The organism is Trueperella sp. HMSC08H06 (assembly GCF_001808465.1).
GTDB lineage: Bacteria > Actinomycetota > Actinomycetes > Actinomycetales > Actinomycetaceae > Trueperella > Trueperella bernardiae.
Map to the genome: position 1 here is coordinate 112,193 of NZ_KV793361.1, position 23,904 is coordinate 136,096.

Annotated in this window: 24 protein-coding genes and 1 tRNA gene; 13 read left to right on the forward strand and 12 right to left on the reverse strand. The window is 67.3% G+C overall.

Going from position 1 to position 23,904, the window contains the following annotated elements; all coding sequences use genetic code 11:
* Window positions 1-10: 10 nt before the first annotated feature.
* Genes HMPREF3174_RS06260 through HMPREF3174_RS06270 form a run of 3 tightly spaced genes read right to left on the reverse strand, consistent with a single transcriptional unit; the run spans window position 11 to window position 3,293 of the window.
* Window positions 11-652, reverse strand: coding sequence for an ABC transporter ATP-binding protein (locus HMPREF3174_RS06260; RefSeq protein ID WP_062613056.1), 642 nt, complete (start codon window positions 650-652; stop codon window positions 11-13).
* 8 nt (window positions 653-660) lie between these two features.
* Window positions 661-1,947 carry an FtsX-like permease family protein gene (locus HMPREF3174_RS06265; RefSeq protein WP_210382937.1) on the reverse strand — a complete coding sequence of 429 codons (1,287 nt, stop codon included), beginning with the start codon at window positions 1,945-1,947 and terminating at the stop codon, window positions 661-663.
* Window positions 1,948-2,006: 59 nt separating this feature from the next.
* The gene (locus HMPREF3174_RS06270) at window positions 2,007-3,293 is read right to left on the reverse strand and encodes an ABC transporter permease (RefSeq protein WP_236698647.1); all 1,287 of its coding nucleotides are present in this window, start codon (window positions 3,291-3,293) and stop codon (window positions 2,007-2,009) included.
* A gap of 528 nt (window positions 3,294-3,821) precedes the next feature.
* On the opposite strand from HMPREF3174_RS06270, the gene HMPREF3174_RS06275 reads away from it, so the two are divergent.
* From HMPREF3174_RS06275 to HMPREF3174_RS06285, 3 genes are all read left to right on the forward strand, one after another.
* Window positions 3,822-4,409: a DUF2975 domain-containing protein gene (locus tag HMPREF3174_RS06275; RefSeq protein ID WP_070448246.1), complete on the forward strand. Its 588-nt coding sequence runs from the start codon at window positions 3,822-3,824 to the stop codon at window positions 4,407-4,409.
* Window positions 4,399-4,617, forward strand: a complete 219-nt coding sequence (locus tag HMPREF3174_RS06280; protein WP_070448247.1) for a helix-turn-helix domain-containing protein — start codon at window positions 4,399-4,401, stop codon at window positions 4,615-4,617. The genes HMPREF3174_RS06275 and HMPREF3174_RS06280 overlap by 11 nt, the downstream gene beginning before the upstream one ends.
* Window positions 4,618-4,778: 161 nt before the next feature.
* Entirely contained in the window at window positions 4,779-7,151 is a 2,373-nt protein-coding gene (locus tag HMPREF3174_RS06285; RefSeq protein ID WP_070445797.1) for a DEAD/DEAH box helicase, read from the forward strand.
* Here HMPREF3174_RS06285 and HMPREF3174_RS06290 read toward each other — a convergent pair.
* The 7 genes from HMPREF3174_RS06290 to HMPREF3174_RS06320 all read right to left on the reverse strand — a co-directional run bounded on the left by HMPREF3174_RS06290 (window position 7,117) and on the right by HMPREF3174_RS06320 (window position 11,803).
* The gene (locus HMPREF3174_RS06290; protein ID WP_062613045.1) at window positions 7,117-7,470 is read right to left on the reverse strand and encodes an Rv3654c family TadE-like protein; all 354 of its coding nucleotides are present in this window, start codon (window positions 7,468-7,470) and stop codon (window positions 7,117-7,119) included. The two genes, HMPREF3174_RS06285 and HMPREF3174_RS06290, sit on opposite strands and share 35 nt — an antisense overlap.
* Window positions 7,463-7,903: a TadE/TadG family type IV pilus assembly protein gene (locus HMPREF3174_RS06295; protein WP_145989868.1), complete on the reverse strand. Its 441-nt coding sequence runs from the start codon at window positions 7,901-7,903 to the stop codon at window positions 7,463-7,465. The genes HMPREF3174_RS06290 and HMPREF3174_RS06295 overlap by 8 nt, the downstream gene beginning before the upstream one ends.
* A 63-nt stretch (window positions 7,904-7,966) precedes the next feature.
* Window positions 7,967-8,143: a DUF4244 domain-containing protein gene (locus HMPREF3174_RS06300; RefSeq protein WP_068539055.1), complete on the reverse strand. Its 177-nt coding sequence runs from the start codon at window positions 8,141-8,143 to the stop codon at window positions 7,967-7,969.
* 290 nt (window positions 8,144-8,433) lie between these two features.
* Complete coding sequence (locus HMPREF3174_RS06305) at window positions 8,434-9,027, reverse strand: type II secretion system F family protein (protein WP_068539054.1); 594 nt, start codon at window positions 9,025-9,027, stop codon at window positions 8,434-8,436.
* Window positions 9,028-9,690 (reverse strand): type II secretion system F family protein, encoded by a 663-nt coding sequence (locus tag HMPREF3174_RS06310; RefSeq protein ID WP_070448248.1) that lies wholly within the window; start codon window positions 9,688-9,690, stop codon window positions 9,028-9,030.
* Window positions 9,687-10,841, reverse strand: coding sequence for a TadA family conjugal transfer-associated ATPase (locus tag HMPREF3174_RS06315; RefSeq protein ID WP_070448249.1), 1,155 nt, complete (start codon window positions 10,839-10,841; stop codon window positions 9,687-9,689). Before HMPREF3174_RS06315 ends, HMPREF3174_RS06310 begins: the two co-directional genes overlap by 4 nt.
* Complete coding sequence (locus HMPREF3174_RS06320) at window positions 10,838-11,803, reverse strand: cellulose synthase operon protein YhjQ/BcsQ (protein ID WP_062613035.1); 966 nt, start codon at window positions 11,801-11,803, stop codon at window positions 10,838-10,840. Before HMPREF3174_RS06320 ends, HMPREF3174_RS06315 begins: the two co-directional genes overlap by 4 nt.
* A gap of 150 nt (window positions 11,804-11,953) precedes the next feature.
* On the opposite strand from HMPREF3174_RS06320, the gene HMPREF3174_RS06325 reads away from it, so the two are divergent.
* Window positions 11,954-13,210, forward strand: a complete 1,257-nt coding sequence (locus HMPREF3174_RS06325) for a hypothetical protein (RefSeq protein WP_070448250.1) — start codon at window positions 11,954-11,956, stop codon at window positions 13,208-13,210.
* Entirely contained in the window at window positions 13,210-14,121 is a 912-nt protein-coding gene (locus tag HMPREF3174_RS06330) for an alpha/beta fold hydrolase (RefSeq protein WP_068539050.1), read from the forward strand. Before HMPREF3174_RS06325 ends, HMPREF3174_RS06330 begins: the two co-directional genes overlap by 1 nt.
* 219 nt (window positions 14,122-14,340) lie before the next feature.
* Here HMPREF3174_RS06330 and nth read toward each other — a convergent pair whose 3' ends face one another.
* The gene (gene nth / locus HMPREF3174_RS06335; protein ID WP_210382938.1) at window positions 14,341-14,976 is read right to left on the reverse strand and encodes an endonuclease III; all 636 of its coding nucleotides are present in this window, start codon (window positions 14,974-14,976) and stop codon (window positions 14,341-14,343) included.
* A gap of 191 nt (window positions 14,977-15,167) precedes the next feature.
* Between nth and HMPREF3174_RS06340 the strand changes: the two genes are divergently transcribed.
* The 3 genes from HMPREF3174_RS06340 (at window position 15,168) to HMPREF3174_RS06345 (ending at window position 16,613) form a co-directional block, all read left to right on the forward strand.
* Entirely contained in the window at window positions 15,168-15,845 is a 678-nt protein-coding gene (locus HMPREF3174_RS06340; protein ID WP_062613030.1) for a Crp/Fnr family transcriptional regulator, read from the forward strand.
* A gap of 160 nt (window positions 15,846-16,005) precedes the next feature.
* Window positions 16,006-16,161 carry a Sp36 family protein gene (locus tag HMPREF3174_RS09415; RefSeq protein WP_162839027.1) on the forward strand — a complete coding sequence of 52 codons (156 nt, stop codon included), beginning with the start codon at window positions 16,006-16,008 and terminating at the stop codon, window positions 16,159-16,161.
* Complete coding sequence (locus HMPREF3174_RS06345; RefSeq protein ID WP_062613028.1) at window positions 16,158-16,613, forward strand: RidA family protein; 456 nt, start codon at window positions 16,158-16,160, stop codon at window positions 16,611-16,613. The genes HMPREF3174_RS09415 and HMPREF3174_RS06345 overlap by 4 nt, the downstream gene beginning before the upstream one ends.
* Before the next feature lie 126 nt (window positions 16,614-16,739).
* On the opposite strand, the gene HMPREF3174_RS06350 is transcribed toward HMPREF3174_RS06345, so the two are convergent.
* Window positions 16,740-17,078 carry a WhiB family transcriptional regulator gene (locus HMPREF3174_RS06350; RefSeq protein WP_062613026.1) on the reverse strand — a complete coding sequence of 113 codons (339 nt, stop codon included), beginning with the start codon at window positions 17,076-17,078 and terminating at the stop codon, window positions 16,740-16,742.
* Between the two features lie 225 nt (window positions 17,079-17,303).
* On the opposite strand from HMPREF3174_RS06350, the gene HMPREF3174_RS06355 reads away from it, so the two are divergent.
* The 5 genes from HMPREF3174_RS06355 to moaA all read left to right on the forward strand — a co-directional run bounded on the left by HMPREF3174_RS06355 (window position 17,304) and on the right by moaA (window position 23,891).
* Entirely contained in the window at window positions 17,304-19,760 is a 2,457-nt protein-coding gene (locus HMPREF3174_RS06355; RefSeq protein ID WP_070448251.1) for a penicillin-binding protein, read from the forward strand.
* A gap of 64 nt (window positions 19,761-19,824) precedes the next feature.
* Window positions 19,825-20,988 (forward strand): metallophosphoesterase, encoded by a 1,164-nt coding sequence (locus HMPREF3174_RS06360; protein ID WP_083297703.1) that lies wholly within the window; start codon window positions 19,825-19,827, stop codon window positions 20,986-20,988.
* A gap of 53 nt (window positions 20,989-21,041) precedes the next feature.
* A tRNA-Pro gene (locus tag HMPREF3174_RS06365) sits at window positions 21,042-21,118 on the forward strand.
* A 294-nt stretch (window positions 21,119-21,412) separates the two neighbouring features.
* A complete protein-coding gene (locus tag HMPREF3174_RS06370; protein WP_062613019.1) occupies window positions 21,413-22,651 on the forward strand; it encodes an alpha-amylase family glycosyl hydrolase in 1,239 nt (412 codons plus the stop codon).
* Window positions 22,652-22,853: 202 nt separating this feature from the next.
* Complete coding sequence (gene moaA / locus HMPREF3174_RS06375; protein ID WP_246783075.1) at window positions 22,854-23,891, forward strand: GTP 3',8-cyclase MoaA; 1,038 nt, start codon at window positions 22,854-22,856, stop codon at window positions 23,889-23,891.
* The last annotated feature ends 13 nt before the right edge of the window (window positions 23,892-23,904 follow it).

Genomic DNA, 23,904 nt, shown 5'->3' on the forward strand with positions numbered 1-23,904 from the left:
CCTCGCCCGTCTAGGCCTTTTTGTGCTCGACGAGTTTACGCTGTTCGAGGCGGAGGGTGATGTCGGCTGCTCGTGCCAGCTGCTTCGAGTGCGTGACCACGATGACGCATTTGCCCTGCTGGTGGGCTGCGTCCCGCAGAATCTCGATGACGCCTTCGGCGGTTTCCTCATCGAGGTTGCCGGTGGGCTCATCAGCCAGGATGACAGGAGCTGAGGAAACCAGGGCCCGTCCGATCGCCACTCGCTGCTGCTGACCACCGGACAGGGCCAGCACGTTGCGCTTTGCAGCGGCCGCGTCGATGCCCAACCGCGTGAGGTCGTCAATGCTGGCTTTGCGGTTGACCAGGCGCAGGTTCTCCAAGGGTGTCAGATAGTCGATGAGGTTGTAGTTCTGGAACACCAGCGCAATCTGGTCCTTGCGGTGACGGGTGTACCCGGTTTCGGCAATGTCGTCGCCGCCAAACCGGACAGTCCCCTGAGTGGGTGTATCCAGCCCAGCCAGCAGGTTCAACATGGTTGTTTTGCCCGCACCGGACGAGCCCACGATTGCGTAGAACGTTCCTTCTTCGAAGTCGTAGCTGACGTTGCTGAGCACCCGCTTGGCGCGGCTGGCATAGCTGAAGTTGACGTGATCAAGCTGCATGATGGCCATGATGTTTCCTAACTGAGTTTTGCAAGAATTCGTTTGGGGCGCTGCATGACGAGCGGCAGGACTCCCACGGACACTCCGAAGAGCACGATGACGGCGCCCAGCACCAACGCTAGGACAACATCACCGGCTCCGGTGCTTAGCTGAATCGACGACAGCGCCTCCCCGCCTACCTGCGCGAAGACGGCCTGTCCCAGCCGGGTGGAAAGAGCTGTGCCGACCACCGCGGCGATGACTGCGGCCGCACCGGCGAAAATGCCGGCTTCGATCGCAAACTGCGACAGCACATTGGCTTTGCTTTTGCCCAAGGACAGAAGGACGCCGATTTCGTAAGTACGGCCGCGCGCCCAGAAGGTGCTCACCAGTGCCAGCACACACGCACCGGCCACCCCCAGACCCAACAGCAGGATTCCCAGCAGTCGGTCCACCCCGGAAATCGCCTGGAGTACGGGTGCGAACTGTGCGGAATTGTCCTCCAGTGTCAGCTCGGGCGCTATGCGCCCAGCAGCCGCGAGCGTCTCCGGCAGCTGCTGTGCGTTCTGCGTGAAATAGCGGCCCGTGGTCAGGGGCGCGCCCAGCTTCTGCGCAGATGAAAGGTCCACGAAAATGTGGTTCTCAGATGCCCCGGATGGCAGGCCCGTGGGGTTGTCGGTTTTGCCTTCGAGGATGCCGGCAACCGTGACCGTGACCTTCGCACCATCGCGGGTAAGCGTGAGCTTGTCGCCCACACCGAGTTTGTTCTGATCAGCGAACGCGCGGTGGATAATGGCCCGCGGCTCCCCAGCGCTGGACTTCGAATCTTCCTGCGAGCCCACGTGCTCCCCTTCGATAAGCCGGTACAGCTTGCCCTGAAAAGCCGGGCTGAGCGAAGAATCACTGGTTCCGGTCACACTGACATCACCGGCGAATTTCGGGTCCAGCTGAATTCCACTGGTACCCAGTACCGGCTGCGCGCCTTCGGGCCGAGCCAAGGTTTCAGCTTCGAGACTGTGCCGCGCCACCTGGGGCAGGGCTGCCAGGCGCTCGGCCAGGTCACGATCAAGACCCGTGAAATCTCCCGAGGTGGAGCCCACCACAGGGGCCTCACCTGGGGTGGTCTCCACCTGGTCACCTTCCCGAGGTGCCGGGTCACCTTCCGAACCGGACTCCACCTCGCCAACGGTCTCCCCTGCCGACACGGTTGCCGTAAATCCGGCACCGACGTTGGTGTTGATGGCGTTTTTGACCTCGGCCATGGTGGAGCGCACACCGGATTGGGCGACGAGCGTGGTGCACACCACGGCCATGATGAGGATCATGGTCAGGGTGCGGCCGGGTTTGCGAGTAACGCAGCGGATTGCGCGTGACCAGGGGCTGGTCATTTGGTGTCCGCCAGGATCGCACGGGGGCTCTTACGTAGCATGGGCACAGCTGTGATGGCAACGACCACGGCGATGACGACCGCGCAGATGATAACGGCTTGAACAACCGAAGCAGAGGTCAGTCCCACTGTCAGGTTTTCCAGTGTTTGGGCTGACGCGGAAGATTCCATGTCAGCACCGAACTGTCCGGCCTGCGCCATGTCCTGTGCTGCCGACTTGTTCACACTGGCCAGGGTGGTGTCGCCCATCCATTGGGCGAATCGGCCGGCGGCGAAGTAAGCGGCAATGAACGCCGGTACGGCGATCATGATCATTTCGGTGAAGTATTGTGCGGCGATGCTGGTTTTGGTCACGCCGATGGACAGCAGCGTGCCGGTTTCCCTGTTGCGTTCGCGCAGCCATAGGAACAGGACGAGAGCCACGATTGCAGCAGCAAAAATGGTGGCGGCAACGGTGGTGCTGCGCATGATGCTCTTGATGCCGTCAACAGCGCCGGTGATGCCCGAAAGGTACTGGGCTGCTGGGGAGATCTGATAGTTCTGCCAGTCGACGTCCTGCTGCTTGGCAGCTTGCGCGACCTTGTCGAGGTCGGCGTCTTTACTGATGAAGAAGTTCGCGTCCTGATAGATCTCAGTTTCTGGCGTGAACTCGTACAGCGCGCGCGTGGTATCAAGGTCAGTGAAGACGGTGTTGGCGAAAAGCTCATTGCGCGTTGCCGGCGGGCGGGGGTTGTCGCCGGATACGAGGCCCACGATTTCGGTTGTGACTTCTTCTGTGGACTGGCGTTCGTTGTCGACGTCGTACTTGTTGCCCTTCAGCGTAAGTTTGCTACCCACGCTGAGGTTGTTGGCTTTGGCGAGATCCTCGTGGATGATGGCCTTGTTCTTGTCGTCGGGTGTCAGGTGGCGGCCCTGGGTGAGTTTCAGCGTGCCGCTGCGGAAGTTGTTGGCGATTTCGCTGTTGTTGACGCCCCACACGTTGACGGCATTGCCGAACTGTTCTTCACGCTTTTTGTCATAGTCGGCGTGGTCGAGTTTCTGCACTTCCGCCCCCACGAGGTCAGCGGTCACGTTCTGGCGGGCCACGTACGATTCCACACCGTCCAGCCCCGCGAGTTTGTCGATGTCAGCAGCTTTGACGGTGCCGGCGCCTCGTGGTGTTCCGGGGTTATGTTGGGGGTTGTTCTCCAGGACGAAACCGCGGCCAGTCTTTGCTTCGATTTCATTGGACACGTGGTCTGCTGAGCGGGTGACCGCACTGGCGGACATAACCACGGTGGCCATGATGGCCAGAACAGCAAAGATGATGAGTGTTTTTACTGGCTTGCGTACACAGTAGCGCCAAGCTCTCCCTACGAACTTCAAAACGTCCCTTCCAAAATGACAGTGGCAAGCGCCCACGACCGGGTTGTGGTGCGTTGCCGAAAATATTCTGGACGGATACATTACCGGAGCCTCTAGGCTTGCCCGCTGGTTGTTGACGGTTCAGTTGTGCAGTTCACGCTGTGATGCCCATCTCAGCGCGCAGTTCGTATTCGAGCGGGCTTTAACTAAAGAGGACATCGTCATTCCGCGGCCGGTGGCGGATTAGGAGCTGCGGGCGCGGCTCGCAGGGCGCGATTTGGGCGCGAGCCGGGCCTCGGGCGTCGTGAAGCGGATCCCCCCACGGGCGGAGGCGCGACCACGGTGCGTGCTGAGTTTGTTGAGGAGAAGGGCGGATCCCCCCCCCACGGACGGAGGCGCGACCCTTGACCGATGCCACACGCGAGTTTATTGTTAATCAATAACATCGATTAACGATAAGGAGTTGTCATGACCCGTTGGGAGAAGATCCTCCTCTGGGGCGCCGTGGCCATCATCTGGCTCGGCACGTGCCTGCTCGGTGCCGGCCTGCTCGACACCCTCGTCGCCCTGACCGTGGGCTCGCACCTGGGCGGCGCGCCCGCCAGCGCGTGCGACCTGCCCTACTTCTGCATGAACGGCGAATCAAGCGTGCCCATGAGCTGGGTTTCCTCCGCCACGATTGGGTGGACCGCGGCCTACGACGCCGTCGTCCTCCTCACGCTCGCCGCCGCGCTTGTGCTCGGCACGAGGGTCATCCGCCGGATCAGCAAGGCCCAGGCCTTCGCGCGCGCCACGCTGGGCCGGATGGGCCTGGTGGCGGGGCTGCTCGTAGCCGGGGGCGTGATCGCCTACGTCCTGGGCGAGGCCTCCTCGACCCGAATCTCCGAGGACTCCAGCGCCTTCCAACTCGCCACGAGCGGGGACGGCGCGACCATCGCCGCGGGGCCCGACACGCTCGGCCTCGCGCTCGTGTTCGCCGGCATCCTCGCCCTCGCGTTCTGGGCAGCATTCCGCCAGGGCGCAAGGATGCAGGAGGAGCTCGACTATGTCGTCTGAAAAGGATCACCGGATCGTCTGCACGCTCGATGCCGTGCTCGCCGCCCGCGGCATGACCCTCACCGAGCTCTCCGAACGCACCGGCCTGACCATGGCCAACCTCTCCATCCTTAAAACCGGCAAGGCGCGCGCCGTCCGCTTCACCACCCTCACCGCGATCTGCGAGGCGCTCGGCTGCCAGCCCGGCGACCTCTTCGCCCTCGACTAAGGTGCCCTCTTCGGAGGAGCCCGCGGCGCGGCTGAGACCGGGCGGCGGGGCAGGCGTGCGCACGGTGCGCACCGCGCGAGCCGCGCCCTTTCGGGAAGCCGCGCCTCGACCGTCGTGCGGGCGGGTCTGAATTTGTCGGAGCGGGGTGGCACACTGGCACCATGCTCCTCGATGTTGCCCGATCCTACGGCGCCGACCAGCTCACCGGCCACGTCGTCGTCCCGCCCCGCGCGCCCCGCTACGGCACGTGGGGTGAATGGGTTGCGCCGCAGGTGCGCGCCGCGCTTGCCCAGATCGGGGTGGAGCGGCCGTGGATCCACCAGGCCCAGGCTGCCGACTCCGCTCACAGCGGCCGCCACGTCGTGGTGGCAACGGGCACGGGGTCAGGCAAGTCGCTGGCCGCGTGGGTGCCCGTGCTGTCGGCGATCGCGGAAGGGCGCGCCACAACGTCGCTGGCCTCGGCGCGTTCCCGCCCCACCGCGCTCTACCTCGCGCCCACGAAGGCGCTCGGTGCCGACCAGGAGCAGGCGCTTTCGCGGCTCGCCGCCCTCGTGGACCGGCGGATCGGCGTGGCGAGCGTGGACGGCGACGCCGACGGCCCCACCCGCGCCTGGGCCCGTACCAGCGCCGACGTGGTCATCACCAACCCCGACTTCGCCCACTTCGGCCTGCTCGGCCGGCAGGAGATGTGGCAGCGGCTCTGGCGCGGCCTGGCCTACGTCGTGATTGACGAATTCCATTCCTATCGCGGCTCCTTCGCCTCCAACGTGGCGCTGGTGGTGCGCCGGCTGCTGCGCGTGGCACGGCATTACGGCGCCGATCCCACGGTCGTGTTCCTCTCCGCCACCGCCTATGAGCCGGCCGTGTCCGCCCAGCGCTTCCTCGGGGAGGCCTTCGGGCAGGTCGTCGCTGTGGTCGACGACGGCTCACCCGCTGGCCAGCGCGACATCCTCACCCTCGCCTGCCGCGAGGTCGAGGACGCCCAGCCCGCCGCGATTGACGACGAGGGCAACATCGACGTCCGCCGCCGCTCCGCCAACACCGAGGCCGGCGAGCTCACCGCCACCCTCGTGGCCGCCGGCGCCCGGGTGCTCACCTTCGTGCGCTCCCGGCCGGGAACGGAGCGGGTGGCCGAGGTGTCGCGGGAGGTCCTCCACGAGCGGGCCTCCCACCTCGAGGGCACCGTGGCGGCCTACCGCGGCGGCTACCTACCCGAGGAACGCCGCGAACTGGAACGCCAGCTCCGCACGGGCGACCTGCGCGGGCTCGCCACCACCTCCGCGCTCGAGCTCGGGATTGACATCGCGGGCCTGGACGCCGTCGTCGTGACGGGGTGGCCCGGAACGCAGGCCTCCTTCCAGCAGCAGATCGGCCGGGCGGGCCGTGCCGGTGAGAACGGGCTGGCGGTCCTCATCGGGCGGGACAACCCGCTCGACCAGTACATCCTCAGCCACCCCGCGATCCTCGAGGCGAGCCCGGAGATGAGCGTCTTCGATCCCACCAACCCGTGGATCCTGCCCGGGCACCTGTGTGCGGCGGCCACCGAGGTCCCGCTCACGGAGGCGGACATGATGATCTTCTCCCTGCCCTCCACCGAGGTCTTCGAAGACCTCGAGCGCGCCGACCTACTTCGGCGCCGCCCGCGCGGCTGGTTCTGGAACCCGGCCTTGCACGTAAGCCCGCACGACATGGTTGACATCCGCGGCGGTGGCACCACCGTGTCGATCATCGACGCCGAATCGGGCGCCCTGCTTGGCACCGTGGACCAGGCGCGCGCCGACATCACCGTCCACCCCGGCGCAATCTATCTCCACCAGGGCGTGGCGTACATGGTGGAGAGCCTGGCCGACGACGTCGCGCTCGTCCACCGCCACCGCGAGGAGGAGATCCGCACCTTCGCCCGTGAGGAGACCTCCGTGGAGATCCTCTCCACCGACGCCGAGGTGCGCCTCCCCCACGGCACGTGGTGCCGCGGGCGGGTGGTGGTGCAGTCGCGGGTGGTGGGCTACGACGTGCGGCGGGTAGCCGACGGCCTGTACCTTGGCACCCACCCGCTGACCATGCCCATGCGGTCGTTGGAGACCACCGGAGTGTGGCTGACGATCGACGTCGAGGCGCTCACGTCGGCCAGGATCCGCACGGCCGACGTGCCCGGCACCTTGCACGCCGCCGAGCACACGATGATCGCATTGCTCCCACTGTTCGCCACGTGCAGCCGTTGGGACATCGGCGGCCTGTCCACCGCCGCCCACCCACAGACCGGCAAGCCCACCATCATCGTCCACGACGCAATGGCCGGCGGGGCCGGCTGCTCCGACCGCGGGTTCGACGCCGAGGCGGATTGGCTGCGCGCCACGCTCGACACCCTCGAATCCTGCGACTGCGCCCACGGCTGTCCGCGGTGCGTGCAGTCACCCAAGTGCGGGAACAACAACGAACCGCTCGATAAGCACGGGGCCACCGCCCTGCTGCGCTACCTGCTCGCCTCCTGGCCCAGCCCTACGGGCCGCGAGCCGGGCCCGCCACAGCGCTAGCCTCGTGGGCGCGGGTGATCCAGGCGAAGCGGGACTCGCGGCGGACCGTGACCCGCACGTTCCTCCCTTCTACCTCGCAGGTGATTGAGTAGCCAAGCACCAGCTCGCGGGCCCGCGCGCACGCGCCCTCCTGCGAGCTCGTATCCCGGTAGGTGATCGCGGCCGCGATGGCCGACAGGTCGGCGACGTTCTGTGCCTCCATGCGCTCGCCCGCCGCCGCGACCAACTGGAATAGGAGGGTGGCCAACGCCGCGAGCGCCACGATGATGCCCGCCGCGAGAGTCGTTGCGGAGCCCCGCTCCGCCCGGGCCCTAGCCATGGCTCCTCGGTTCGATGACGGCCCGGTGAGTGCCGCTGAAGTCGAGGTCAAACCAGGAGTAGAGGCCGCCGCCACGGCGGGTGACCGTCACCGTCACGACCTCCCCTTCCACGCCGAGCCGCACGTCCGCTCCCGTTGCCTTGGCCTGCTCAGCCAGGGTGGTGTGCCCGTGAAGGGAATACTCCCGGGCAATCTCCTTAGCCTCGTTGCCCACCTCCACCTGCTTCCAGCCCATCACCAGCATGGAGATGAGGGCCAGCGCCACGAGGATCACGGCCGGCGTGACGATGGCGAATTCCGCGGTGACCATCCCGCCCTCGGCCCGCACCCAGCCGACTGGCATGTCGCCCGCCGCACGCGTTGCCTCAGCCTGCCCAGCTGGCCCACCTCCCGGAGCACGCCCTGACCCAGCCCGCCGCTCGCTTCCGTTCACCTCGTTCCCTCCTTTCCCTATGACCGGGTTCGGCGGGTGGGGTTCGCCCCACCCGCCGAACGGCTAGGCGTACTTGAAAATGAGCCTGAAGATCGCCGCGATGCCCTCGCGGAACCAGTCCTGCTGGACCAGCCAGATCAAGATCCCCGCGATGGACGTGGTCGCTACCGTACCGACCGCGTACTCCGCCGACACCATGCCCGACTCAGCCTGCGGAGTCAGAAACTTCTTTGCCTTCATTGTTTTTCCTCTCTCGTGTTGTATGCCCCCGTGTGGGGTCGTCACGGTGTGTGACATCTCCAGTCTCATCAATCGCAAAATCTGGAAACGCCGATAATCCCCAAAAGTGAATAGCCCTCCCGGGAGCTTCGCTGTGGATAGTTCGCCCCCGCCCCGTCGCCGGGCGCCGTCAAAGCCAGCTACCCGGCACACCCGACACAACTCGTGAAAATAAGACTCACCAACGCCCCATACACACCGCCAGCCGGCATACTCACGACTTCTGACGGGTCAGCCGGGTATACGGCCGGCTAAAGCCCGAACAGGCGCCCCGCCGCGCCCGCCACCACCGGCACGATGCCCAGCAGGATGAACGCGGGCAGGAAGCACAACCCAAGCGGCATCACTAGCCGCGCGCCCAGCCGGGCCGCGGCCTCCTTCGCATTACGCTGGCGCTGCAGGCGCAGGCTCTGAGCACTGCGCTGAATGAGTGGCACGGGCGCGGCTCCGTCGGTCCAGGCGGCGCGGAGGGCGTCGCGGAGTCGGTCGCGGTGTAGGTCCTCCCAGGCTTCCTCCCAGGTGGCCCCCATGAGCAGCAGGTTCGCGGTCTGCGTGCGCGCGGCCCCGCCGATCGCCGCGTCGAGCGCCTTGAGCGTCCCCGGGATCGACAACCCCGACCCCAGCGCCGCCGCCGCCAGATCCAGCACGACGGCCATGTCCACCGGCTCGTCCGCCCTCTTGCCGAGCACCCCGGCCCTGCCCACGACGCGGGCCACCCGCTCGCGCACCCGCGCCAGCCCCGAGCCCGCGGCCCCAGCCCCGCTCGAGCCAGCGCCTCCTCCCGACACCCTCCACGGCATCCACACCACCGCGAGCACCGCCGCAACCACCATTAGCCCCAGCACCTATTCCTCCTCTACCCGCGCCCGCGCCACCATCCGCGCAGTCCACATCAGCCCCGCCACCTCAAAGCTCAGCCCTGCTACGAGTGCGAGGCGCCCGAGCGTCGTCGTGAATAGGAAGCCCAGCGGGTCCGCGCCCATGACGTACCCCAACGCAATCCCGATCGCCGGCAGCCCCGCGAGCATGCGGGCGGACGTGCGCGGGCCGGCCAGCGCCACCTCGCGCGCGTTCTTCACCTCCCCCGACTCGGTGATCCCTGCCGCGCACGCCTCCAACACGTCGGCCATCGGCGCGCCCGTGCGGAAACTCATCACGCACACGGCGTACGTGGCGGGCAGGGTGTGTAGCGCCACGTCGGTCACGCCCACTTTACGCCGCTCCCACCAGCCCATGCGCTCGAGCCCGCGCAGCGCGAGGGGGACGCCGTCGTCGCCGAGAACGGGGTCGTCCACTTCGAGCCCTGCGTGTTGCAACGTCTGCGCCCACGCCCGCTCCGGGCTCGACCCCGACCGCAGCCGCGTCGCCACCTCCGTCACGATCGCGCCCATGTCCATCACCGGCCGGGGCTGTTTTTCCGGGCGACGCCGCCCGCGCAACTTTCGCTCCACGCTCCGGCGCGGCACGGTGACGAAGGCGACCACCAGGAGCACGCCGAACCAGATCACCGCCCGACCCCCGCCCCCGGCTCCAACCCAAGCCTTTGGGCCAGGGCCGCCCACCCGTCGTCGTGCGTGACGCATCCGCCAGGCCGGTCCACCCGCATCGCGACCGGCGCGAACAGCTCCCCACCTCGGCGCGCGAACACGGAGATTTCGGACACGAAGCGGCGCCCGCCAAGCCGGCGGACGTGGATGGCGGCGTCGAGCGCGGAGGCGGCCTGCGCGGCGACCGTGACCTCGTTCATACCGGCCAGCGTGCCGAGCGCCACGAGCCGAGCGGGGATGTCCGCGGTCGAGTTGGCGTGGATCGTGGCCCACCCGCCCTCGTGGCCGGTGTTGAGCGCACCGAGCACGTCGCGCACCTCGGCGCCACGGCATTCGCCGAGCACGATCCGGTCGGGGCGCATGCGCATCGCGGCGCGCACGAGGTCGCTCATCGTCACCTCGCCCGCGCCCTGCACGTTAGCTTTGCGCACCTGCAGGTGCACGACGTGCGGGTGGTCGGGCCGCAATTCCGCCGACTCCTCAATCACCAAAATCCGCTGCTCGGCTCCGATCAGCGACAGCATGGCGTTGAGGAACGTCGTCTTGCCCGCGCCCGTGGCCCCCGAGATCAGCACGTTCGCCCGCCGCTCCACCAGCGCGCGCACCACCCGCCCCACCTCGGCCTCCACCGAGCCGCCCGCCTCCAGCTCGTCCAGGGTGAGCACGCGGGCGCGGTGCGTGCGCAGGGAAATGAGCGTGCCCTCGGCCGACAGCGGCGGAATCACCGCGTGCAATCGCACGCCGGAGGGGAACGTGCCGTCCACGATCGGGCTCGCGTCGTCCAGGCGTTGCCCGCAGGACGCCGCCAGCCTCACCGCCAACGCCCGCGTCGCCTCCTCGCCCTCCAGCTCGGCCGCCACCTTTTCCATGCCCTGCCCGCGGTCGGCCCACACTTCCACCCCGTTCACGACAACGTCCGTCACCTCCGTGTCCTCCAGCAGCGGGGCGATGATGGGCCCGGCCCCGATGAGTTCGCGGCGCACCTGCGCGTCCAGGGCCGCGACGTCGGCCGTGAAGATCGCGCCGGGAACCGCTGCAAGCGCCCCGCGCAGGTTCTCCCCCGCCGCGAGCCGCCGCCGAATCCCCGCCAGCTGGGCCGGATCGAGGTTCATGCCGTCACCTCCAGCACGTGCTCCCACAGGGCGCGCAGGTCCCGTTCGGCGCCGGAGCGTTTGCGGTCGCCGGGGGTGACGCCGTGGTCGAGATCGCCGCGGGTGCCGCGCAAGGTCCGCACGGAAAACATCGCCGGCACGCCGATTGCACCGGCCAGGTGGGCGGCCTCCATCTTTGATCCCACCGTGTTGCCCACCGCCACCATCTGCCGCCCGATATGGTCTCGGCGGGCGCGAGCGTGAGCCAGGGCGACGGCGTCGGGCCTCGTCACCAGCAGCACCACGTCGCACCAATCGAGTAGCCCGTGCCACTCACTGCCCGCCATCCCGGCCGCGACCGGCAGGTCGAGCACCGTCCACGCATGCGTTTGCGCGAGCGCGCTGATGACGCGGGTCGCGGCTGCGGCGTCGGGAACCCCGCCCCGGTCGTCGGCGGAGACCACGCGTACATCCTGCCAGCGCGGCAGCACCCGGTTAAGGCGCCCGGCCAGGATCGCGCCGTCTCCGGCCAGGTCCGCCCAGCGCTTGCCGGGTTCGGCGTCGATCGCGAGCAGGTGGTCAATCCCCACCGACGCCGGATTCACGTCAACAAGCGCGCAGTCGTCCTCCACCGCAATCAGCCGCGCCAGCCAGGCCGCAATCGTCGACGCCCCGGCCCCACCATGTGCGCCCACGACCCCGATCACCCGCCCCCGCATCGTCAACCCCACGGCGGCCATGAGCTCGAGCACATCCGCGGACTCGTGCGGATCCAGGCGCACCCGGCCGCGCGGGAAGTAGGGCGCGAACATCTCGTGGAAGTGGGCCTCGACCTGGCCGGGGGCGTCGGCGTCGTCGAACATGAGCACCGCGGGGGCGCGCAGGCGCGCAAAATCAATCCCCACGAGGTCCGCGAGCCGCGCCAGCTCGTCGCCCACGGTCCGATCCGTGCCGGTGTACACCACTGAATGCATGTTCTCCATGCCGGCAGTCTTGCGAATCCGGCGCGGGTGCGGCGCCCCGGCGGCGCAACTGTGGATAGTTTTGCGTTTTCCACACAGGCACGCCGACAAGTTCTGGCTTATCGCCGCTCTTTGTCGTTACGCTGGAGCAAGAAGTAGAAGGAGAACAACGTGTCAACGCCTACCGACCCCTACAACTCCAACTCGCGCCGGCCCTTCGACGACGAGGATTCGATCCTCGAGCCGCTCGACGACCGCGCCGCCGCCCCCGCACCCGCCGCCGAGCCCGGCAAGGCCGAACCCACACTGGGCAGCTTCGCCAACGACGGCCTGCCGCACCGCTTCACCGGGTCGGTGGAGCCCGAGTTCCCCGCGCACAACGAGGCCGGCACCGAGGGGACATGGGAGGCGGACCCGCTGGCACCTGGTCGCGACGAGGGGAACGGCTGGTCGTCTGATGCGCCGGCCAAGGGCGCTGAGCCGACTGAGGGTGGGGCGCCCGCCAAGGATGCCACGCCCGCCGAGGGCTGGGCCGAGGGCCTGGCCGCCGATTCCACTGAGGGCCGAGCTGATGGCCCGGCCCGCGCCGACTCGCCCGCCAGCACCGACTCCGATTCCAGCCCCCGCGGCTTCGGCCCGCTGAGCTCCGAAACCTCCGACGATCCCGCATCCTCCACCCACGACGCCCCGCGCGGCCCCACGCGCACCTCCGTCATGAGCGCGGCCACCTTCGGCGATTCCTACGAACCATACGCGAGCTCCCCGGCCAGCCCGGACACCGCCGTCGAGCAGCCCACCCCGGACTCCCCCGCCGCGCCGGCGTTCATGACCGCCGCCAGCTCCGCCGACGCCGAAGAGCGCCGCGAGCGCTGGTCCGCCGACCCGGGCGACACCGTCCTCGCCGACAGAATCCCCGACGCCCCCAAGGGCCGCGGCCTCACCCACACCGGCGCCCTCCTACTCACCCTGCTGCTTGTGCCCGCGGCCTGGTACCTCATCGCCGACGCCGGGGCTCGCCTCGCGATCGTCCCCGACAACCCGTGGATGACCGGCTCCCCGCAGCTCATGCCGTTGCTGGAGCTGGCGGGCGGCGTCGTCGTCGCGGGAATTATTTGGTGGATGGCCCGGGCGTCGTCGTTGGGCGCGAACGTGATCGGCACGCTCGTCCTGCTCGCGGGGGCCGGCGCGCTCGGCGCCCCGAAGTTCGCACAGGACGTGGTGGAGCAGCTGTCGAACGCGATCGGCGGCTACAACGCATTTACCGGCAACGTCGTCTACCACCTCGGCAACGACCTCGCCACCGGCCGCATCGCCGTCTTCGGCGCGCTGCTGCTGCTCACGGGCATCGTCTCGCACGGCGCACGACGCCGCGGCCAGGCCTTCGGCACCACCGTCACCCGCCGCAACCTACTCCTTCGCGATTCCTAATGCCCGCCGACACCACCTGCATCACCCTCCCCGGCCCCTGGCGCCACGAATACATCCGCGCCAACGGCGCCCAGTTCCACGCCGCGATCGCCGGCTCCCACAACCCCGACAAGCCGCTCGTACTGCTCGTCCACGGGTTTCCCCAGTATTGGTGGGCGTGGCGCAACCAGATCGAGCCACTGCACGCCGCCGGCTACCACGTGGTAGCCATTGACCAGCGCGGGATCGGCGGCTCCGATAAGACCCCCGACTCCGAAGACGGGCTCACCCTCGCCTCCGACCTCGTGGCGATCGTGCGGGCGCTCGGGGCGCGCAGGGCGGTCGTCGTCGGGCATGGGCGCGGCGGGGCGCTGGCGTGGAGCGCGGTGTCAATGGAGCAGGACCTCTTCGCCGGGCTCGTCACCATTTCCTCCCCGCACCCGCGCACCCTCCACCGGCTGGGCATGCATGTCACGTTGCGGACGTGGCGGCACGTGCTCACCTTCGCGCTCACCCCCATTTCAGGGCGCAACCTGGCCAAGGAGTCCGTGGTGCGAGCACTACTCACCGAGTGGTCCGCCTCCGGCAACAACGGCGCCTCCAGCCAGTCCGACATCTACACCCAGGCCCTGCAACTGCCCGGCGCGGCGAAGATCGCCATCAACCAGCTGCGGTGGACGTGGAACTCGCAGCGCAGCGCCACCGGGCGCACCTACCTGCGCGCCTCCGCGAACCCCGTGCACATCCCCGTGCTCGCGATCCGGGGCGAGGCCGACCCCCTCCTCCCCGACCGCGCCTGGGATAAGGACCTCGAGTTCTCCACCGGGCCGTACCACAAGGTGCGAGTGGCCGGGGCCGGGCATTTCGTGGCCGAGGAACAGCCCGAGACCACCACGCGCCTGCTACTGGACTTCCTTCAGGGGCTCGAGTAGCTGCTTTCCGGGTGGGATCGGCGCACCGGCGCGCCACAATGTCCGATTTGTCAAGAATTGCTCGGCTTAGCCAGGGGCGGTTGTTCCGTTTTGCCCGATTGGCCCGGCGGCGCCCCGTCAATTGTCAGGACCCTGAGGCCAAAACGGCCTCTTTTGCCGACGAAAACTCTCAGAGTCCTGACGTTTGCCCGGCTACTCTACCGACCCGGCGGCTGGGCCCTATTCTGCCGACGGGCAGATGTCCGCCAGCGCACACGCCCCACACTCCGGGCGGCGGGCGTGGCACACCCGCCGCCCGTGGAAGATGATGCGGTGGCAATCCATGGTCCAGTCCTCGCGCGGCATGATCTCCATCAGCTCGCGCTCGGCTTTGACGGCGTCGGTCTGCTGCGTCCACCCCCATCGCCGGGTCAGCCGGCCCACGTGCGTGTCCACCGTAATCCCGGGCACGCCGAAGGCGTTGCCGAGCACCACGTTCGCCGTCTTCCGCCCCACCCCCGGCAACCTCACCAGTTCTTCTAGCGTTCCGGGCACGACGCCGTCGTGGGCCTCGAGCAACGCCCCGCCCAGGCGCGAAAGCGACTTGGCCTTGGCCCGAAAGAAGCCGAGCGGGCGCAGGATCTCCTCCAGCTCGGGGATACTGGCGCCGGCCAGGGCCTCCGGGCCGGGGAAGCGGGCGAATAGTTCGGGGGTCACCTGGTTGACCCGCACGTCGGTGGTCTGGGCCGAGAGAATCGTGGCGACCAGCAGCTCGAAGGGGGTGGTGAAGTCAAGTTCGCAGGCGGCGTCGGGATAGAGGGCGGCAAGGCGCCCCAGGATTTCCGTGACCTGCTCGGGCGAGCCGGGTTCCATCATGTCAACCTCCATCGGCGGCGTAAGACCAGATTAGCGCGACAAACCCCCGTATACACCGTGCGAATAGCGCGCTAGCATGGCAAGATGTAGTGTGTATGACCTCGGACACAAGCCCGACCCGCCGCGCGGCCCCAACCGCCCACCGGCATGGTCACGAAGACCTCAGTAAACTTAAGTAGAAAGGTAAGCGGATGGAATCGAACATCCTTGCCAACGTTGAACTCTTCAAGGAGCTTGGCGACGACGAGCGCGACTCCCTCATGGCCCTCATGTCAGAGACCAGCCTCAAGCGTGGCGAGTCCCTGTTCCACGAGGGTGACGCGGGCGATCGGCTCTACGTCATTGTCGAAGGCAAGGTGAAGCTGTCCCACACCTCCGACGACGGGCGTGAGAACCTCATCGCGATCCTCGGCCCGGGCGAGATCATTGGCGAGCTCTCACTGTTTGATCTGGGCGCGCGGTCCTCCACGGTCACGGTGATTGCGCCGTCAAAGTTCCTTTACCTGTCCCACAAGGACATGATGAACTACATTGACGAGCACCCGAAGATGGCCAAGGCCATGTTGCGCGAGCTCGCCACCCGCCTGCGCAACACGAACGACCAGATGGCCGACCTCGTGTTCTCCGACGTGCCCGGACGCGTGGCCAAGGCCCTGCTTGACCTGGCCGAGCGCTTTGGCGAACGCACGCCCGAGGGCATCTACGTGGCCCACGATCTGACCCAAGAGGAGCTGGCGCACCTCGTGGGGGCGTCGCGCGAGACGGTGAATAAGTCGCTGGCGGACTTCACGGCCCGCGGCTGGATCCGCCTCGAGGGCCGGGCCGTGCTGCTCATCCAGGTGGGGCGCCTGCAGCGCCGCGCCCACTAGTCGCCGCCCGGCGGCTCGGGCATTTCGCTTAGCTGGACGATGTCGGGGCTATCTGCTCCTTTACGCAGATGGCCCCGACATCGTCCAATTGCCTTTAACGGGTAGAGCACCCCCAATCGAATGCCTTGCCGGGGCCCGCCCGTCTCATTACGCTGGAGCCATGACTACTTGGGAATACGTCACTGTACCGCTCTTGATGCACAACACGAAGCAGATTCTTGATACGTGGGGGAAGGACGGCTACGAGCTTGTCACGGTTATCCCCGGCCCGAACGGCACGAACCCCGTGGCCTACATGAAGAGGCCGGTCGAGTGAGCATCGCGCAGGCGCTGGCTGAGCTCGGCCTGGAGCTTCCCGACGTCGCCGCCCCAGTTGCGGCCTACATCCCGGCTCGGCGTGTCGGCAACGAGGTGCGCACCTCCGGCCAGCTCCCTTTCGTCAAGGGTGAGCTGGTGACGGGCAAGGTAGGCCAGGCGGTGTCGGCCGAGCAGGCCTACGACCTGGCGAAACAGTGCGCGCTCAACGCGCTCGCGGCGGCGGCGTCCGCTGCCGGCGGGGTGGATCACCTGGTGAGTGTGTCGCACGTGACCGGCTTCGTTGCCTCCGACCCGGGCTTCTTTGGTCAGCCCGGCGTCATCAACGGCGCCTCCGAGCTGCTGGGCAAGATCTTCGGCGACGGCGGCGCGCACACCCGCTCCGCCGTGGGAGTTGCGGTGTTGCCGCTAGATGCGCCGGTGGAAGTGGAAGTCACCTTCATCGCCAAGTAGGCCGGGCACCAAGCTCAATCGAATACTTCCGGGACGATGTGAGCCACATCTGCACATATGCGCCGATGTGGCTCGATCCGGCCCGCGAATTATTGTTGCCGGCCGAGCTACGGGCAGGGCGGGGTGTCAGCGCGCTGCCGGACGCCGCGAGAGGCGCGGAATGCGACCCGCGCGAAGCTCGATCGCGACGGCGTCGTTGGATTCGGTGAGGTAATCCCACCAGTCGGTGATGTGGGGGAAGCGGCGGACGAGGGCGCGGCGCTCGCGTTCGGTCATGCCGCCCCAGACGCCGAAGGACATCTGCGAATCGAGGGCGTCGGCCAGGCACTCGATGCGGACCGGGCAGGAGAAGCACATTTGACGGGCGTCGGCTTGCGCAGAGCCCCTCACGAAGAGCGAATCCGGATCAGTGTTTGCGCAGATCGCGCGCACTGCCCACGTCTGATCCTCATATACCTGCGTCATTTACCTATCCCTTCACCGAAAGCGCCCTTGCTCCCGAACTGGCGTGACTGCGGTCACTCACCAACATGTTACCCAACTGCTCCGATAAAATCACATCCGGCCGGTCCGCGGACGCGGCGTTCACCCTGTTCAGAGCGCAGAACACCGGAGATAAACGGGCCACATCCGCCCTTGGCATGCCCCAATTCACGCAACTTTGTCGGTGGCAACCACTATTGTTGAAACATGCGTAGTTCTGGCCGAAAGATGACCATCCGACAGATCATCGTCGCCCTGCTCAGCTTCTTTTTGCTCACCGGGGTCGGCGGTGGGATTCTTGCCGCCGCGGCGCTACCTATAGTGGCCACCACGGGCACGGTTGCTAACGCGGGCACTCGGGTGTTTGATGACCTGCCCACGGATATTGACTTCACCAAGCCGTCCGAGCAGTCCGTTATCTTGGCGGCGGACGGCTCGCACCTGGCCACGTTCTACGCGGAGAACCGGATCGTAGTGGCATCCGACCAGATTTCGCCGCTGATTAAGCAGGCGGTGGTCGCGATTGAGGACGAGCGCTTCTACACGCACAACGGCATTGACGCCCAGGGTCTCATCGGCGCGGCGTTCAATAACTTCACGGGCGGGCGGCTCGCGGGCGGATCCACGATCACACAGCAGTACGTGAAGAACGCGATCATCGAAGAGGGGCGAATCCTCGGCGATTCCACGCTCATTGCGTCGGCCACCGAGCGTTCGATTTCCCGCAAGCTGAACGAGGCGCGCTACGCGATCGCGGTGGAGAATAAGCTGACGAAGGATGAGATCCTCACGGGCTACCTCAATCTGGCCCAGTTCGGCCCGTCGCAGTGGGGCGTGGAGGCGGCCTCGCGCTACTTCTACGGCATCTCGGCGAAGGACGTGTCGCTGCCGCAGGCCGCGATGATCGCCGGCATCACGCAGGCGCCCGGCAAGTGGAATCCGGTCACGAACCCGGAGGAGGCGAAGAAGCGTCGGGACGTGGTGCTGGGCCAGATGTACAAGCTCGACATGATTTCGCGTGAGGACTTTGAGGCCGCGGTAGCCGTGCCGGTGGAGGAAATGCTGAACGTCACCTCGGTGCCCAACGGGTGCGCGGAGGCCGGAATTTCGGCCTACTTCTGCGAGTATGTGGTGAAGGACGTGCTGAACGATCCGGCGCTAGGCGAGACACGCGAGGAGCGCATCGCGGCCCTCTACCGTGGTGGCATCGTCATTCACACCACGATCAATCCGGCTGAACAGCAGGCCGCGTATGACGCGGTGGTGGGCTCGGTGCCGGTGGGTGACGAATCGTCCATCAACATGGCGCTGTCGTCGGTGGAGCCTGGAACCGGCCACATCCGCGCGATGGCGCAGAACACGAACTTTGGCAACCCCACCCCCGAATCGCCGGATGACATGACGCTCAACCTCAACGCGGGCATGAACATGGGCGGCGGATCGGGATTCCAGGCCGGATCGACGTTCAAGATTTTCACCCTCGTCGAGTGGCTGAAGGAGGGGCACGGCACGCTGGAGCGGGTCAATGGCACGCCGCAGAAGTTCGCGCCTAACTCCTGGAAGATCCGGTGCGCGCCCGGCGCGCGGCCCGGCGAGGCGTGGGGGCCCGGCACGCTTGACGGCGTCGGCACGGGCATGATGAGCGTGCTGACGGCCACCAAGCAATCGGTCAACCCGGCCTACGGGCAGATGGCCAACCAGCTCGACCTGTGCAACATCATGGACATGGCCAGCAACCTGGGCGTGGAGCGCGGACGCGTGGCCATGGATGGGGACGCGGAGACGGCGCAGATTGCCAACCTCAGTCTGCCCTACGAGCTGGGCGAGCCCCTGCCGCTCATGCCGAACCCGGCTGCGATTATCGGCTCGAACCCGGTCACCCCGCTGTCGATGGCGGTGGCCATGGCTACCCTGGCCGCTGACGGCAACCGGTGCGAACCGCAGTCCTACACGCTCATTGAGGATTCGAACGGCAACGTGCTGTCGGACCGGCAGCCGCAGTGCCGCCAGGTCATTGACAAGGAGCTCGCGCGGCGGACCACCTCCACGCTGGCCCAGGTGGTCAAGAGCGATGCCACGGGTGAGCGCGCCCAGCTGGCGGGCGGGCGCCCGGCCGCCGGCAAGACCGGTACTGCGAACGAGGACTACCATGCCTGGTTCGTCGGCTACACCCCTCAGCTCGCCTCCGCCGTGTGGCAGGGTCACCACGAAGGCTACATCTCAATGTTCCACTCGGTGATCAACGGGGTCTACCACCGCGAGGTCTACGGCGGCCTGTACCCGGCGATGACGTTCAAGAGCTACATGGACGCCGCGCTCGCCAGCGAACCTATCCAACAGTTCGCCAAGCCCACCGCCGATCCGACCACGATCCGCGTGCCGCGCACGAAGCTCGAGGAGTCGGAAGAAAAGGAAGAGACAAAGGAAGCGGCAAAGGAGACCACGGAGCCGGCTGGTGACACGGTGGCCAACCCCGCCCCGTCGTTGCTGGGGATGACTCAGGAAGCCGCGCAATCCGCGACGCTTGCCGCCGGATACGGGTACGTGACTCGAACCGAATCCTCGAGCCAGCCCGCGGGGACCGTCCTTCGGCAGAGTCCTGCCCCTGGGCAGGAGGCGACGCCGGGTAGCCGGATCGAGATCTGGATTTCAGGCGGAAACTAATTTCAACGCGGTGGACGTGATGGCGGGCGGCCCGGTGGGCCGCCCGCCCGACTAGGAGGCATACATGCGAACTTCTCATGCCGTGCTGGCAGGTGGCGGCGGGCTAATAGCGGCTGGCCTGGGTGCCGGCGTCTATGGGCTGGTGCATTCGCACAGCTACGTGTTGCGGCGTCGTTCGCTGTTGATCCCCGGGCAGGCGCGTCCGCTGCGCATCTTGCACATCTCTGACGCCCACACCCTCGCTCGGCACACCAAGCGCCTGCGCTTCATCCGCGACCTCGCGGAGACCTCACCGGACCTGGTGGTGCTGACGGGCGACATGATCGCCGAACCCGACGCCGTCGCCCCGGTCCTCGCCGCGCTCGACGAGTTGCTGGAGGTGCCCGGCGTGTTCGTGTTCGGTTCGAACGACTACGTGGCGCCCACGTTCAAGAATCCGCTCGCCTACCTGGGCGGGCCGTCCAACCGCGGGGCGAAGAAGGGCCAGCCCGATCGCCGACCCCTGCCGTGGCGGGACATGCGCGCCGAGTTCAAGGCGCGCGGGTGGGCGGACCTGACGAACGCGCGCGCCCAGATGTCAGTGGCCGGGTGGGATCTCGAATTCGTGGGCGTGGACGACCCGCACATGCACCTCGACCGCTTCCCAGATCCCGTCGATGGGCCCGCCGCTGGAGATTTTGCGGGCACTGCCAGGTCCGCCGGCGCAGCCGGCACAGCCATCTCAGCCGGCAAAACCCGCCCGGCCTCGCCGACGGGCAACTCTGGAAAGCCAGCCACCAACCCGGGGGACAGCGTCGGGAAGCTAGGCGATGCCGTCGTGGGCGAACAACCCCGGATGCGGATCGGCGTGGCGCACGCGCCCTATCAGCGGGTGCTCAATCAGATGGTCGCGGACGGGTGTTCGCTCATTTTCGCAGGTCACACGCATGGCGGGCAGGTGTGTCTGCCGCCGCATCGGGCGCTGGTGTCGAACTGTGACCTCGACCCGTCGCTCGCCTCCGGCCTGTTCGACTGGCCCCGCTTCCCCGACTCCGAGGAGCCGATCAAGGGCGACGGCGCTGCGATCGCGAAGGAGAAGGCTGGCGGGGCGTGGGTGCAGGTGTCGGCCGGGATTGGGTCGGCCACCTACATGCCGCTACGCACGTTCTGCCCGCCGGAGGCGATCTTGTTGGACGTCGTGCCGGTGGCCGCCCAGCCTGCGGGTGTGAATTCGCGCGCACTGCCGTGAGCGATTTCGAATTCGGGGGTGTAGCGGCTACTATTTATTGAGTCGCAAGACATCGGGGTGTGGCGCAGCTTGGTAGCGCGCTTCGTTCGGGACGAAGAGGCCGTGGGTTCAAATCCCGCCACCCCGACCAGAATTCGGGTGAACCGTGAGGGTTCACCCGTTTTTCATGCCCGCCCAGGAGTCCCCGGCCTCCACCAGCAGTGCCGGCGACCCCGACCACCGGCGCCGGCGCGGTCCCCGATACCCGCCCGGTACCCGCCACCCCCGACACAACTCGTGGACCTCAGACCCACCAGGCCCCATAGCAATCGCCAGCCGGTATATTCACGACTTCTGTCGGCCACCACGCCCGGGCCTCTATCCAAACCGCCCCCGCACCCACCCCCCACGCGGTAGCCTTGAGGGACCAAACAAAGGAGCAAACGTGCTGGAACACGCGATCTGGTGGCAGGTCTATCCGCTTGGCGCCCTGGGCGCCCCGATCCGCGAGGATTGGCGGGACACGGGCGAGGAGCACCGGCTGCGCAAGCTCGGCCCCTGGCTGGATTACGTCGCGCAGTTGGGTTGCAATGGCATCCTGTTCGGCCCGCTGTTTGAGTCGACCACGCACGGCTACGACACCACGAACCACCTGCGCATTGACCCGCGCCTGGGCTCGAACGAGGATTTCGACTGGTTGGTGGCCGAATGCCGCGCCCGCGGCTTGCACATCATCCTCGACGGCGTGTTCAACCACGTGGGCGTGCGCCACCCGCTCACGCTCGCGGCCCTGGACGGCCAGCCCTCCCCGGTTATCGTCGCCGACGACGGCTACCCCCAGCATTGGGAAGGCCACCTGGACTTGGCCGAGCTCGACCACGCCAACCCCGCCACCGAGGACCTGGTCGTGGAAGCCATGGAGTTCTGGCTCGAGCGCGGGATTGCGGGCTGGCGTCTCGACGTCGCCTACTCGGTTCCCACCGACTTCTGGGCCCGCGTCACGGACCGCGTCCGCGCCCGCTTCCCGCACGCTGTCTTCGTGGGCGAGATCATCCACGGCGACTACCTGCGCCTCATCGACGCCGGCCACCTCGACTCCGCCACGCAGTACGAGCTGTGGAAGGGCATCTGGTCGTCGCTCAAGGACCGCAATCTGTGGGAGCTCGCCCACGCGCTCGAGCGCCACGACGCCTTCTCGGCTGACCACCGCCTGCAGATTTTTGTGGGCAATCACGACGTCGACCGCATCGCCTCCACCCTCGACGACGACGGCGCCGCCATTGCTGCCGCGATCCTCTTTTCGCTGCCGGGCATCCCATCGATCTACCAGGGCGATGAGCAGGCGTTCCGTGGGATGAAAGGCGAGGGCGCCTCCTCCGACGATCAGATCCGCCCACCCCTGCCGGCCTCCCCGGAGGAGCTGAGCGAGTTCGGTTGGTGGATGTACCGGCACTACCAGGAGCTGGTGGCCGCGCGGCGCCGGCACCCGTGGCTGGTCGACGCGCGCGTCGAGGTCCTGGACAAAGCCAACGAGCGCCTCTCCTACCGCGTCACCTCGCGCCCAGGCAACGCCGGCTGCCCCGGCAACCTCGGCGAGGGCTCGCTCACGGTGACGATCGACCTTACGGCACCCTCGATCACGTTGGCGTTCGATGACGGCGACACCGTCACCTACGCCGGCTAGGCGAACACGCCCTCCTCGAGCCCGGCGCTTTCCTTGTCTATCTACGCCCTAAGTCTGGTTTTTTCTTCCCGACCCCGATCCGCCCCACACACCTTCTCACCTGCGGTTTTGCCCGTGCACGTTTTCGCACAGCTTGGTGTTGAACAATTCGGTCCCACCCCGTAACGTGGCTGTTCAGTAAGACACCGAGGCGAGGATGTTCATGAGTGAGGCCACTGCCGAAACACTACAGTTACGTGACCAGTGGGGTCGCGTGGCGCGTGATTTGCGCATTTCGCTCACGGACCGCTGTAACCTTCGCTGTTCGTATTGCATGCCACCCGAGGGCTTGGACTGGTTACCCACGGAGCAGACGCTGACCGACGCCGAGGTCATGCGCCTCATGCGGATCGGTGTGGAGATGCTTGGCATTGAGGAGATCCGCTTTACGGGCGGCGAGGCGCTTCTGCGCAGGTCCCTCGAGGACTTGGTGGCGTTTGGCGCGAGTTTGCGCACGACGTCGGGCGCGCGGCCTGGCCTGTCCCTCACCACGAACGCGCTCGGCTTGGGCAAGCGGGCCGCGGCGCTTGCGGAGGCGGGGCTGGACCGGGTGAATGTGTCGATGGATTCGGTGGACCCGGATGTCTACCGGCACATTTCCCACCGTGACCGCCTGGCCTCCGTGTTCGCCGGGATCCAGGCCGCTTTCGACGCGGGGCTCACGCCCGTGAAAATCAACGCGGTGGCGATACGGGATGTCAACGACGCCGGTCTGCGCGACTTGCTGCGCTACTCTCTGCGCGTCGGGGCCCAGTTGCGCATTATTGAGCACATGCCGCTTGGGCCGCGTGAGACGTGGTCGCGGGCGAATATGGTGCCGCAGGACGAGATCCTCGACTACCTGGGCGAGGAGTTCGAGCTAACGCCGGCCGAGACCGCCGACCCGTCGGCGCCCGCGAAGCTGTGGAATGTGGCCCCGGGAGCGGATCACCCGGGTGGGAGCGTGGGCGTGATTGCGTCGGTGACGAAGCCGTTCTGCGCGGATTGCGACCGCACGCGCCTCACTGCCGACGGCCAGATCCGCAACTGCCTCTTCTCCCGCACCGAGACCGACCTGCGCGGCCCGATGCGCTCCGGCGCCGACGACTCCAAACTCGCCCGGCTGTGGGCCGACGCCATGTGGGAGAAGAAGCCCGGCCACGGGATCGACGACCCGGGTTTCATCCAGCCCGAGCGCTACATGTCAGAAATCGGCGGCTAAGCAGCCCGTCCGA